Origin of the sequence: Flavobacterium sp. LM5, from assembly GCF_002017945.1 — a bacterium.
Lineage (GTDB): Bacteria > Bacteroidota > Bacteroidia > Flavobacteriales > Flavobacteriaceae > Flavobacterium > Flavobacterium succinicans.
Map to the genome: position 1 here is coordinate 368,894 of NZ_MUFX01000002.1, position 11,373 is coordinate 380,266.

Genomic DNA, 11,373 nt, shown 5'->3' on the forward strand with positions numbered 1-11,373 from the left:
AGGATAGTGTAAAGTTGCGAAGGGTTTGCAAAGGGATTGTGTGAAACTGGTGCAAAAAAAATCCCCTCAACTTTGAAATTGTGGGGAATGAAGCGAATAACAAAACGGCATTTATTGACGTGATAAACTCGAATAATCTATAGGTTGAAAGAAATAACTGCGCTGAAAAGTTTGAATATGAAAAGCAAAAAATTGAATCTTTAATTTTTTATAAACCCTTTTTCAGAAGCTAAAAAAATAAGAGTGGCAAACGTTGCTCTATTAGAATGATTCAAATTTCTGTTATTGTAACAATATTTTAATAATTCTTTACTTTTAAACTCATTATGTTTGACTGAATCTATTCTACAAATACTCAAAAAATAATCCTCGCCAATATCATAACTAAAACTATTTGAAATTATCACCGCAACTTTAATCCATTTATCATAAGTATCAGTAATAGAAAAATTTCTACTTGATAAAAATTTTATAATTTTCTTTATTTGCTTCCTATCATTTGAATTATTCATCCCTTCTGTAGCAAAAGCACTTTTACTCAAGGATATATTTTGTTTTTCTTTTACTCTGTCATCCTTTTTTACAGGAATAACACTCATATTATCTACCTCTATATTGATTAATTCCGTAAATATTTTAGAATCATAATTTATATAAATATTTTCATCGAAAGAGACATAACACAGTCTTGTAATATCACTACCACTTTTATCTAATTCAATATTATATTGTTGCAAAAAATAAATGCTCAATGAAAAAAAGAAATCTTTATGATTTTCTATAGTAGATTCAACTTTCACCAATCCCTTGATTCCTAAAGAAGAAGGCGAATCCCATAAAGCCATAATGTATTCATCTTTTAATAATTTTGCTTTGACATCGTTGATTTGTTCGATATTAATGTTGTCAATATCAATTACTATCAATTTATTGTAATGTGTCAGATTAGATAGCTTTCGCCCATTTTCAAACATCCCGCAAAATGTGACTGCTTTTAATTGAGATTTATATTTCTTATATAAATCTTTATTATTTTTATTAATTAAAGAATAACGACAATTTATTATTTCAGTTTTGTACGTTCCATTTTTTATGTCATCAAACTCTTTTAACAAAGTAGTTTCACTCCCAATTGATTGGAAAGCGTTGTTGAATATAGATAATTTATATGGTGCCATTAAATTTTATCTTTTTGACAAAAATAACATACTTTTGCTTTAAAGTGTCGTGTAGGTGTGATTAATCATTTGATAAATCATTCAGTTGAAGCAGCATTATTTACAAGTGACTCTAGGTTGCTGTTTGTTTATAGTCACTGACGTATGTCAATATCTTTGCATAAAACAAATTTCGACGACACTTTTATTTTTATATGAGCGAATTATCCAAATATTTTACAGAAGAAATAATTATTAAATTACTCTGCAGCTATAGAGCTAATCACTCTCATAGACGCCATAAGCTTCACATGATGAGAGAAGTTAGTTTACACAAAAGAACTAATAAAATACAGATAAAAAAGAATAATCCTGAATTTGAGATCCTTCAAAGTATATTTCCATCAAGACGTAATTGGGTAAAACTGAATGAAAAGGAAAGAAAAATTCACAATGACAGTATAAAGAGAACTTCTGCTAGATTATATAAAACTTATAAATTCTACAAAAAGAAAAATATAGCACCCACAGAATCTGAAGTATGGTATCTGAATTTGTTAAAATTCACAAAAGACATAATCAAATCTTTTAATGATTCGGAAAATTATGAAATGCAATCACCTAAAATTTTTGGGATACTAAAAAAGACTGGGGTTAAGGAGACCGAATATAGGCCTATTGCAATATATGAATTAAAAGATAGAATCATTAGTTCCCAAACAGCAAAATATTTAACCGACTTTTTTGATTCTTACTTTTTTGATTGCTCCTTCGCTTTTCGTTCTACTAAAGGGGAAAAAAAATATACTCATCATAAATCTATCGAAGAGATAATTAATTTTAGAAATCAAAACAATCCTATTTGGGTTGCAGAATGTGATATTCAAAAATTTTTTGATGCTGTTAATCAAACCCACATAAATACAGTTTTTGAAGAGCATATTGAATTAATTTCAAAACAACAAGGCAAGGTTATTGATGAAAAAGCAAAAAAAATATTCAAAACTTTTTTAAAATCGTTTGCTTTTAACAAAGATGTATTTCCTAAAAATAAAGAAAAAAATTGGTGGGGAGAAAATAACTTAAAAGAAAATGGCTATTTTAAATGGATAGAAAAAAATTTAACAGAGGAGTATGGCGTAGATTATCTTGATAAAAGAATTGGAGTACCTCAAGGAAATGCAATTTCTTGTTTTATATCTAATTTACTTTTACATAATGTAGATTCTAAAGTTTTGGATGTTGATAAAGGTATTTTTTATGTTAGATTTTGTGATGATATGATTTTAATGCATACCGACAAAGATGTATGCAAAAAAGCATTAGAAATTTATAAATCCGAATTACGTGAAAATTACCTCTCATTTCACAAACCTACAGAATGTTTAAACTATCTGGAAAAGGAAAATTGCAAAAAATTTTGGAAGAGTAAATCTAAAGAGCCTTATTTGTGGGACAATCCAAAAGAAAAGACAAATGCTGTTCCTTGGCTGTCCTTTGTAGGCTATCAGATAAAATATAATCAGGATATACGAATTAGAAAACAGTCTATTGAAAAAGAAAAAAGAAAGCAAGTCAAAGAGGTTCAAAATATTTTAGATGCAATAGGTCACAGAGAAAACAGATTAAACGAAACTTCAAGAAAGTCTAAAAAGCAAATTGTTTTTAGCCTTCAACAAAGATTGCATTCTATGTCAATTGGTAGAATTAAACTACATAATTATAAAGAAACTAAACAAGGTCTTTGTTGGACTAATGGTTTTGAAAAAATCAAGGCTAATAAAACCAAAAACATATCAAAACAACTAAAAGAATTAGATTCCTTTAGAGAAAAACAAATTTGGAGATTAAATAAAGAATTGGAAAAATTAGATAAACCAAGTACAAATTCCAACTTCCCTGATGATGAGGATGAAATTTTTTATGGTTCGCCTTTCAGTTATTACAACTATTTGAACGATTTTGATAATACTATTGTGTCTTGAGACAAAATAAAATTACCTAAACTATAGCACAAAACTTCTAAATATACTTTTGAGACATCTTATTTGTCAAGTTTTTTGAACAAAAAACTTGACAAATAATCATTAGAAATTTACGCCTCGCAAACTATTGAAAAGTTATTTTGAGCAAAAATCAATTCTAAGCCTACTTCTTATCAAAAAGGTATATTTATCCTTTCCACCATCTAAAACCTTATTAAAAAGCTTTAATTTAAGTTGTTCATCATTTATGAAGTTAGAAAGCTTGTTCGCAGAAGTTAATTGGGTGTTTTTTATTGGATTCTCTTTGGGGTTTTCGAGAATTCGAATAATGAAATTTCGATTGATTAAAGCGTTTGTTGGGTTGTTTGACGGGATAGCGTATTTACGAGACATGGTTGATTTTCTTTAAAAATAGTTTCTTTTTTTGTACTTCTTCTCTATAATCATTGAGCTTAATTTTCAACTCTTCGGATAATAAATACCCATCGGGAGTACCATTGCGCTCAATGAAAATGATTGCTTCATCAGTTCTAATATTTTTTGCATTCAATCGCATACCAGGGGAAATATCTTTTCGGGTTTCGTTTAGTATAGAATTGATTTCACTTCGGATATACAACTCGGGCATTTGGCTCAAATAAAGCTCTTGCAACTCTTTTTTGTTTCGGATGTAGTACAATGTTTTTAGCATATTCCTTGGGATTTAATTCAAATTGGTTAGTTGTTGATCGATACTATTTCGGGTTTTCATAAGGACGTTTTTTTGGTACGCATTCAAAAAACGTAGCTCCCAATTGCACACCAATAAAAGTGCAGATGCTTCAAAAATTGGTATTCTTATTGTCACTTGATACTTGCAACTCAACTCGATCTTGTTGCGAATTTTTATGGACAATCGTTTTAAAATATCCATCAAAATACAACTGACATAAAAATCAACGTTGCCTTTGCTTCTACTAATTGGCCTTTCATCTCGTTGCTGGATAAAAGCGTTAATTTGCTCTCGTAGCACCTCTAGTTCGTCTTTGGTGCACTTTTTCAATAGGATGCTAGTCATAACTTTTTTTCAGCAATTAGGTTTCCATTTTCATAGAACTGGATAACATTAGTAATTTTTGCAAGGGCGTGTTTCTCAAAACGTCTTAGCATACTTTCTATAATGCGCTGTGAATTCCTTTTGTTTTGATTGATTGGCGACCACCAAACCGCATTCTCTTGCTTGCTTTTGGTAAGGATTACCATTTTAATTTTGGAAGCTTCGGGTGCAAATACTGGCATAGTTATAATAAAATTAGGTTAAAAATCACTCAAATCGTATTGTCCAAAATCATAGGTATCCACTACTCTTTCATTGCTTTTCAAACATTTTTTTTCAATCATTTGGGGTAACTTTTCCAAGTATGACGCAGGCAAATTCTTTTCTACATAATCAAACAATTGGGGCAATGTGATTTTATTTTTGAGAAAGCGGTTGACTTCATTTTCACATTTTTTGGCATGATTGATGGCTTCTTTTCGTCTTTGGGCATTACATTCCTGTTTCTTTTTTATGGCTTCATACTTTGCTTTTCCTTGCAAATGTTCGTTCCATTTTACTTTGGTGTATTCAAAACCCACTTCTTTGGAAGTTTTACGGGTCATATCGAAATAATCAAAAGGAAATAAAGGCGGGAATTCATTTTTAATAAACCATTTTCTAGCCCATTCCGCACGCCAACGCATTTGCTGAATATCATCCACAATCGAAGCTTTGTTGAAGGCTTCTCCAGTAAAAGCAATCCATTTGTATTCCATGTATAACGAAATGGCTTTTTTCCAAGAACCCGCAAATGGCGTTGTATTTTTGTATATTTTAGAAATACTCTTGAAAAAATCTTGGATCACTAATTGCCTAAAATCTTCTTTGAGCATGGTTCCAGAATACGCTTCTTTGAACAAATAGCGAATATCTATCGGTTTGTAATTGTTGTATTCCTTGTTAGCCAAGTTTACCGCCAATTCCTGCGGGTGCAAGATTAAATTTTGAAGCTTATCCGACAAAGTAGCTTCATTTTTAACAGTTTCCGCGCCCGCCACCTCGGTTGGATTTTGCATCTTGCTGGCTGGTGTTCTAGTAAAAAACAAATGAGAAGGCGTGACCGAAGGGAACTCCTTTTTAAAAAGAGAAATGTTTTTCACATTCTCTTTCTTTTGAGATTCATTTAAAGATGTTCTAGTACTCTCATTGTTATCAGGTAAAACTTTCTCGCTTCCAGAGATAAAGCGTTGATTTTCAACGGTTGTCAATTTTGAGGTTTTGAGGTCTAAAACGGTCAAAATTTCAGGATTGATATGCAATTCTACGGGTCTATTTTGTCCTTTGAATACATAATCGACAAATACTCCACACTCTTCCAAACGTTGTCTGTGATTCCGAACCGTTTTAGTGCAAAGGGATAAACTATTCACTCCGTTGCGCTTCAACTCGGTTACTAAAAACGAGTTGATTTTAAATTCTTCTATGGGTCGAATGGCTGTCACTCCCAATTTCATATACTGTTCATTGCGCTTCATTAATTGTGAATTGTACAAATGCAATAGATTTTGAAAAACGAGTTCAGTTGCATATTTAACCGTTTGGATTTTCTTTTTGCAAATAATCATTCCGTATTCTTTGCAAAATTCATCCACTTTTTGATTAAAAGCTCTTGGTTTGAGCGATTGATTTTTCTTTACAAAAAGGATGGAAAATGTTTTTTGAACCTCAGTTAATTCATTTTTATGCAGAAATAGTCTAACATTGGCATTGTGTTTATCTATCAACTCATTCTCGGCTTGGGTTTGAAAATTATAGCCTGCAATATACTTTCGATAATTATCCATAGTTATGGCAAAAGCTTCCATGGATATTACAGGATAAACCGCCATGATTCTGTTTTCTAGTTGCAAAGACTTTGCAATGGTTGTTGAAATGCGGTCAAGAGTGTTATTTTTTTGTGCCGTGGTTCCAAAGCCAAAAAGATGGGAAGCCAATGAAAAAACATTGCTATCTAAAGAGTTATTTTTCATAGTGTCAGTATTTATCCTTGCTGAATCGGGCAAATAGTACCCGATTACAACAAAGAATTTTCAGCATTTGCTGGAGGTATTTTTAGGATCTACGTTTGCTCTTGAATTGGGTAGCCAATAAATTTTCGGTTACACTTTCTATAGTCCAATTCGCTAATGGTTTTGATTTTTTGATTTTTCGGGGTGCAGGTCTTCCCACTTCTTTATCTATACACAAGGCGAGTTCTTTCAATTCCTCGGGGGAAAGAAAGATTTTCGCGTTGTTGAATATGGATAAGACTTTGGGATTGTTCATGGCGACTAAACCTTAAATAATCGTTGACGTTTGAGTTGGAGTGCTTTTTTAGCTTTTACAGTTTTGTTGACCAATTGCATAATCGCAATTTCAACTTGTTCGTTTTCACGCATACCATTTACAAAAGTTCGGATGCTTTGTCTTGTAAAGTCTTCGCCAATAGCGTTTTTGATTTTCTTTTTTTTCAAATGCAAGGAAATTGTAGCTGAGTACTGCTTTCCTAAAGTTTTAATAATACTGGTTCTTTCTTGGTTGTTAATCATATTTCAAATTGTATTTGGTAACTATAATCGTCTTGTAATTCTTTCAAGTCAGCATTTTCAATTTCAAAATCCCACGGTACATAAATAGTTCGAAGCGTTGCACTATAGCGCAACCCAGCTCTTCTTAATTTTTGATGCAATCGGTATCGTCTATTCTCTTTTGAAGTTCGTATCATATTGCCAGTGTACTATTTATACTTTGTGACGAATAATAATTCAATTATCTGCAACATTTTATACCATATAGCAATAAACTGCAATATATATTTGTTACATTTGCGGCTACAATTACGCTACAAAGGCGTACAAATAGCAATTTCAACTATTGCAAATATATGCAACAATTGCAATATTTTGCAATTTTTATAAAAAAATACCACAAATTTCCAAAAACAAATTTCATGCAACTGATTATCAAAGAAGTAAGAGAGAGCAAAAAACTAACTCAAGATGAAATTGTTGAGCTTTCAGGCATAAAGAAGCGAACTTATGTAGATTACGAGAACGGAAAATCAGATATTCCACTCTCAAAATTGCAAAATATAGCAAACGCTTTAAAAGTAAACTTGTTTGAATTATTTGAAGGCTACAATGAAACTTTGGCCGAAATGAGCCAAAATAGCTTATTAACAAAATTGCAATTTGAGAATGAAGCTTTAAGAAAAGAAAATGCTGAATTAAAAAAAGACAAAGCCTTTTTACAATCACTCTTAAAACCGAATGACCACGATAAAAGTCAACCCGCATAGTGATATGCGAGTGGTTTGGAAGAGAGAGGAAGAGAAAGTAAATAGTGATTAAAGTATAAATAATGAGTGCCGGAAATAAAAAAAGTTTCATAAAGCAAAAAGGAAAAGAACATCTTGATAAAGATTTTCTTGAAGAGTTAAAGCATAAAATATGGTCAACAAAGGGCACAAGATTTAATGCCGATATTCGAAATAAAACTACAGCAAAGTATTCCAACTTAGGACTCACTTTTCTTTCTGCCTATCTAATAATTTTTGGTTTCCTATCTGTTTATAATTTATACAATGAAAAAGTTTATAGCCCGAATTTATTAGCCTTTGCTATAACTGCAATATCTATATTCCTTTTGATATTTTCAGTTTTTGAAAACACTCAAAATTATTTAGTAAAAGCTAAAAGTTTCCACGATTGTGCTCTTGATTTAGCTGATGTATACAATGAATTACAGAATTACAAATCTTATGAAACAGAAGCTTCTGAAAAAGAAAAAATGCTATTTTGCTTTAAACTTCAAGAAAAATATCAAATTATTTTGAGAAAATACGAAAATCACGAGCCGATTGATAATAAGATGTTTAAACTAAGTTATCCTGATTATTACAAAATAAAATGGCACGAATATATAACAGTTCCTGTGACTTATTTTGTAGTAACTAAACTAATTTATCTACTACTAATGATTGTGCCAGGAATAGTTATATTGAAAATAATCACGTATAAATTATAAAGGCGTTTAGGTTTTTCAATTTTATGGGATTATAAGAAAAAAGGGGAATCATACATTTCAGAATAAAAATTGATTTCTAGTTATTTTTTCCACTCATACATTATAACACCGCAACCACAACTAATTTTATTAGTTACTTTATTATAGTTTAGAAGAGCTACCTTGGGTCTAGTACATTTACTTTCTTCACAATTAAAAGTTTTTTCTAATTCAATAATATCTGCCCAAAAAGAACTAATATCTCCTGAACTTGCATTGATTGGATTATCATGAGAAAGTGTATTCCCAAATAAGGCAGAACTTTCAATTCTATCAAATAAAGAACTCTTCAATTTTAATTCAGTCGATTTCTTTATTTCAGACCTAATTGCCATTATTAACTCTTTTGACATTCGGTGCTCATTAATATCATTATATTTAAAGGATAATTTAGCTTCTAAATTAAATGCAATTTCTTTTAAAAGCTTTTCTAAATATATCCTCATTGGATTACCAATATTCTCAATATCACCTTCAGACAATCTATACAATATTGATTCTTTCAATTCTTTAGGTTGCTCTTTCAGATGAGTACCTTTTTCGGCAGTCCACTTAATTTGATTTGTAAGCCACCCTTTATTGTTAGCTTTTGGACTTACTATATTTGTAAACCATTCTTTCTCATGCGTAAGTAAAATAATCTGATAGCTCGAAAATTTATCAAAAAGCAAATCAGCAAATCTTCTTCTGTGATTAGAATCAAAACTAGAAATCACATCATCTAAAATCAAAAATTTATTTACTTTATTAAAAGCATCAACTGACGCTAAAAAGAAAGATAATCCCAAACAATTCAAATGAGATTCACTAAAATGTTTCAATGGATTTATCTCCCACTTCTGATTATATTTATATTTTATAGTAAGACCATCTAATTCATCTTCTTCACCTTTAGTTATAATTTCTATGTCTTGAAAAGGTTCATCAGGATTCATAAATTGATAATATTCATTAATTTTAACAGAGAACGTATTTATGAAGTTATTGAGACCTTCTTTTTGTTTTTTCTCAAATTCATTGTAAATCAATTCAAAAGATTTTTTTTGTTTTTCTAAAACTGTTTTTTGAGATATAAATTTTTGAATATTTAAAAAAGCATCTCTCGCAGTAGTAATTTTTGAATATAGAACAGTTATAGTCTCTCCTTTTTGCAATTCTTTAATAGCTAATATTCTGGTATTTATATTTTTTAAAAATTCAAAATCCTTCTCAATTAATTTGATAGTTTCTGAAATCGGCAATTTCTCTCCGGAGGTTACTTTAACATCAGTTGAATCAATTAATTTTTGAATCTTTGACTTGATAGAAATTAAACCCGATTTGATACCTTCATTACTTTCTTTAAGAATTTCAGTATTGCTCAATAATACATCAATCCTTCTAATTCTTTCAATACTTATTTCCTTAATATTTTTCTGAGCGTTGCCAAATTTTACCTTTTTCTTAGAAGATTCTTCAATTTCATTTAATCTTATTTTAATTTCAGATAATAGCTCCTCTGATTTTTTTGACTGCAAACATAAGGGACAATTTTCTTCTTTTAACTTTAAATACTTATTAGATAAAATTTTTGCTCCCGCATTAAGTAAATCTTGAAAAAAAGTTTGTTTAATGGCCTCAACATCATTTGCAATAATTTCAAATTCACTGTAATATTTTAAATATTCTTCTTCTAAAAAACCAGTTTCTTTTTGCAAAATTGTCAATGCACTATTTGAATCTTCTAAAAACTTTAATTCAAATTGTTGATTTGCATTTACACCTTTACTTAAATGAATAATTAACTTATTAATATCTTCTAATGAATTTACTTCAATTCCTGTATTTAATTTTTTTATTTTCTCATTAATTGTATCAAAAAGATTTTTTTTAGTAGAAATTGATGCTTCTAAGGTTGTAATAAGCTTTTGTTTTTCATTATTAATTAACGTTTCGAAATTTTGACTTTTCAAGGCAGTATTTGCAGAATTAAAAGATTTTAACAAAACGCCTTTCGTTTTAGTAACTTCTTCAAAACCAATAATGTCTGATAAATATTTAAGTTTTTCTCCTTTTGTACTATCCACAAAATTTCTTATATATTGATAACGTGATATTAAGTTTTCACTTTCAGAATCATTTAAGTAACTCTTAAAAGCCTCACCAACATTAGAATTTTTGGAAAGTAATTTACCGCTTTTTAATGCTAGTGTTTTTCTAGAATCGAAGCTAGAATCCGAAAAAGCTATACAAACTTCTGAATTTTCTTCCTCTGTAATTGTAGCATTTCTTATTGCATCGCTTGTATCAATTTCAGGTGTTGCAAGATGTTTAATTTTATTTGTATAAAACCACTCAATAGCGTCTGAAATACTGCTTTTACCAGTTCCATTATCTCCATAAATCAAGATAGATTTTCCATTTAAGGGTAACTCTAAAGTTCCTTTAGCTCCTCTAATTCCCGTAATTTTAAGATTATTTATTTTAATTGCCATCTTTTAAATTCAGTTTGGGAAGTTCATTTTTTATACTTGTATCAGTAAGTTTATTTTGTTTATACAAATCAGCCAGCATTTTCGCTATATCTTTATTAACATCCTTAATACTTTCTATATTTTCAAAAAAATCGTCTAAAATTTCTTTACCTGACTTTACATTACTTTCCATAGTTTTTATTTAAAATAGTCCCAATCAATTTTAAAATTTGTTGCTAATTTATTGTTCAGAATTTCGAAACCTGTTTTATTATTACAAATTGGATAAACTCCAAAATGTTTAACAAAGTTCAATAAAAAATAACTTTCTAAATCTTCAATCCTAAAATGCCATATATTTTCAAGCATTTCAAAATTTATATAAGTAAACAAAAGAGGCTCAATTTTTCTATAGTTTGTTAACCCTATATTTTTAGATTTACCATCAAAATGCCCTGATAATCTACTGGAAATACTATTTGTTTTTTTTTCACTCATTCCGATATACAACAATTTTGATTTTTCAAACGGATATTGAATATCTATCGACTGACTAAAAATAAAATACAAACCAGCAACACCATTTAAAGGTTTAATATTATTGAGTTCAAATGTTTTTGGACTATCAAAAAAAATAGTTACTTCATTAGTCATCC

General features: G+C 29.6%; 13 protein-coding genes. 3 read left to right on the plus strand and 10 right to left on the minus strand.

From position 1 onward, the window contains the following. Positions 1-200: 200 nt before the first annotated feature. Positions 201-1,178, minus strand: a complete 978-nt coding sequence (locus BXU11_RS10005) for a BT4734/BF3469 family protein (RefSeq protein ID WP_078212426.1) — start codon at positions 1,176-1,178, stop codon at positions 201-203. Positions 1,179-1,468: 290 nt separating this feature from the next. Between BXU11_RS10005 and BXU11_RS10010 the strand changes: the two genes are divergently transcribed. Continuing rightward, positions 1,469-3,142 (plus strand): reverse transcriptase domain-containing protein, encoded by a 1,674-nt coding sequence (locus BXU11_RS10010; protein ID WP_189318522.1) that lies wholly within the window; start codon positions 1,469-1,471, stop codon positions 3,140-3,142. 382 nt (positions 3,143-3,524) lie between these two features. Here BXU11_RS10010 and BXU11_RS10020 read toward each other — a convergent pair whose 3' ends face one another. The 6 genes from BXU11_RS10020 to BXU11_RS10050 form a co-directional block, all read right to left on the minus strand. Continuing rightward, on the minus strand, positions 3,525-3,833 hold the full coding sequence (locus BXU11_RS10020; RefSeq protein ID WP_078212429.1) for a hypothetical protein: 309 nt from the start codon (positions 3,831-3,833) through the stop codon (positions 3,525-3,527). A 362-nt stretch (positions 3,834-4,195) separates the two neighbouring features. After that, entirely contained in the window at positions 4,196-4,420 is a 225-nt protein-coding gene (locus tag BXU11_RS10030; RefSeq protein ID WP_078212431.1) for a hypothetical protein, read from the minus strand. Between the two features lie 18 nt (positions 4,421-4,438). Continuing rightward, positions 4,439-6,190, minus strand: a complete 1,752-nt coding sequence (locus BXU11_RS10035; protein ID WP_078212432.1) for a hypothetical protein — start codon at positions 6,188-6,190, stop codon at positions 4,439-4,441. Positions 6,191-6,272: 82 nt separating this feature from the next. Next, positions 6,273-6,485, minus strand: coding sequence for a hypothetical protein (locus tag BXU11_RS10040; protein WP_078212433.1), 213 nt, complete (start codon positions 6,483-6,485; stop codon positions 6,273-6,275). 5 nt (positions 6,486-6,490) lie between these two features. Continuing rightward, positions 6,491-6,748 carry a hypothetical protein gene (locus tag BXU11_RS10045; protein ID WP_078212434.1) on the minus strand — a complete coding sequence of 86 codons (258 nt, stop codon included), beginning with the start codon at positions 6,746-6,748 and terminating at the stop codon, positions 6,491-6,493. Next, positions 6,745-6,924, minus strand: a complete 180-nt coding sequence (locus BXU11_RS10050; RefSeq protein ID WP_078212435.1) for a hypothetical protein — start codon at positions 6,922-6,924, stop codon at positions 6,745-6,747. Before BXU11_RS10050 ends, BXU11_RS10045 begins: the two co-directional genes overlap by 4 nt. Positions 6,925-7,149: 225 nt before the next feature. Between BXU11_RS10050 and BXU11_RS10055 the strand changes: the two genes are divergently transcribed. Together BXU11_RS10055 and BXU11_RS10060 are read left to right on the plus strand one after the other, a co-directional pair. Then, entirely contained in the window at positions 7,150-7,497 is a 348-nt protein-coding gene (locus BXU11_RS10055; RefSeq protein WP_189318523.1) for a helix-turn-helix domain-containing protein, read from the plus strand. 62 nt (positions 7,498-7,559) lie between these two features. Next, complete coding sequence (locus BXU11_RS10060) at positions 7,560-8,225, plus strand: SLATT domain-containing protein (protein WP_078212436.1); 666 nt, start codon at positions 7,560-7,562, stop codon at positions 8,223-8,225. Between the two features lie 80 nt (positions 8,226-8,305). Here the strand turns inward: BXU11_RS10060 and BXU11_RS10065 are convergent, their stop codons facing one another. From BXU11_RS10065 to BXU11_RS10075, 3 genes are read right to left on the minus strand one after another with little or no spacing between them, the layout of a single operon-like run. Further along, positions 8,306-10,738, minus strand: a complete 2,433-nt coding sequence (locus BXU11_RS10065; RefSeq protein ID WP_078212437.1) for a hypothetical protein — start codon at positions 10,736-10,738, stop codon at positions 8,306-8,308. Continuing rightward, positions 10,728-10,910, minus strand: coding sequence for a hypothetical protein (locus BXU11_RS10070; RefSeq protein ID WP_078212438.1), 183 nt, complete (start codon positions 10,908-10,910; stop codon positions 10,728-10,730). The genes BXU11_RS10065 and BXU11_RS10070 overlap by 11 nt, the downstream gene beginning before the upstream one ends. 5 nt (positions 10,911-10,915) lie before the next feature. Beyond that, entirely contained in the window at positions 10,916-11,371 is a 456-nt protein-coding gene (locus BXU11_RS10075) for a hypothetical protein (RefSeq protein WP_078212439.1), read from the minus strand. Positions 11,372-11,373 lie beyond the last annotated feature (2 nt).

Excerpts from the sequence above, each read along its gene's own strand:
- BXU11_RS10065 (WP_078212437.1), bottom strand. The coding sequence starts at position 10,738 with ATGGCAATTAAAATAAATAATCTTAAAATTACGGGAATTAGAGGAGCT.
- BXU11_RS10055 (WP_189318523.1), top strand. The coding sequence starts at position 7,150 with ATGCAACTGATTATCAAAGAAGTAAGAGAGAGCAAAAAACTAACTCAA.
- BXU11_RS10075 (WP_078212439.1), bottom strand. The coding sequence starts at position 11,371 with ATGACTAATGAAGTAACTATTTTTTTTGATAGTCCAAAAACATTTGAA.
- BXU11_RS10045 (WP_078212434.1), bottom strand. The coding sequence starts at position 6,748 with ATGATTAACAACCAAGAAAGAACCAGTATTATTAAAACTTTAGGAAAG.
- BXU11_RS10030 (WP_078212431.1), bottom strand. The coding sequence starts at position 4,420 with ATGCCAGTATTTGCACCCGAAGCTTCCAAAATTAAAATGGTAATCCTT.
- BXU11_RS10040 (WP_078212433.1), bottom strand. The coding sequence starts at position 6,485 with ATGAACAATCCCAAAGTCTTATCCATATTCAACAACGCGAAAATCTTT.
- BXU11_RS10035 (WP_078212432.1), bottom strand. The coding sequence starts at position 6,190 with ATGAAAAATAACTCTTTAGATAGCAATGTTTTTTCATTGGCTTCCCAT.
- BXU11_RS10005 (WP_078212426.1), bottom strand. The coding sequence starts at position 1,178 with ATGGCACCATATAAATTATCTATATTCAACAACGCTTTCCAATCAATT.
- BXU11_RS10010 (WP_189318522.1), top strand. The coding sequence starts at position 1,469 with ATGATGAGAGAAGTTAGTTTACACAAAAGAACTAATAAAATACAGATA.
- BXU11_RS10070 (WP_078212438.1), bottom strand. The coding sequence starts at position 10,910 with ATGGAAAGTAATGTAAAGTCAGGTAAAGAAATTTTAGACGATTTTTTT.
- BXU11_RS10050 (WP_078212435.1), bottom strand. The coding sequence starts at position 6,924 with ATGATACGAACTTCAAAAGAGAATAGACGATACCGATTGCATCAAAAA.
- BXU11_RS10060 (WP_078212436.1), top strand. The coding sequence starts at position 7,560 with ATGAGTGCCGGAAATAAAAAAAGTTTCATAAAGCAAAAAGGAAAAGAA.
- BXU11_RS10020 (WP_078212429.1), bottom strand. The coding sequence starts at position 3,833 with ATGCTAAAAACATTGTACTACATCCGAAACAAAAAAGAGTTGCAAGAG.